The organism is uncultured Formosa sp. (assembly GCF_947500765.1).
Lineage (GTDB): Bacteria > Bacteroidota > Bacteroidia > Flavobacteriales > Flavobacteriaceae > Formosa.
Window position 1 is genome coordinate 1 of sequence record NZ_CANMTH010000087.1, and the last position, 207, is coordinate 207.

At 45.9% G+C, this 207-nt stretch carries 1 protein-coding gene; it reads right to left on the bottom strand.

Going from position 1 to position 207, the window contains the following annotated elements; all coding sequences use genetic code 11:
* The coding region (locus Q1B05_RS18685) for a hypothetical protein (RefSeq protein WP_299782985.1) at nt 1-207 on the bottom strand (207 nt) is incomplete at both ends.

The window sequence follows — 207 nt, forward strand, 5'->3', positions numbered from 1 at the left end:
TAAAGTAGTGACAGTTGCATCATCAGGTTCGCCATCGTTATTGGCATCGGCATTGGTGGTATCGGTTGGATCATCTGAAAGATCTGATACTGAATCTCCGCTAGGATCTGTTCCGCTTACTGTCGCTTGGTTGCTTACACTACCCGCATCTACATCTGATTGTGTAATGGTATAACTTGCTGTAAACGTGGTGGAATCACTAGCGCC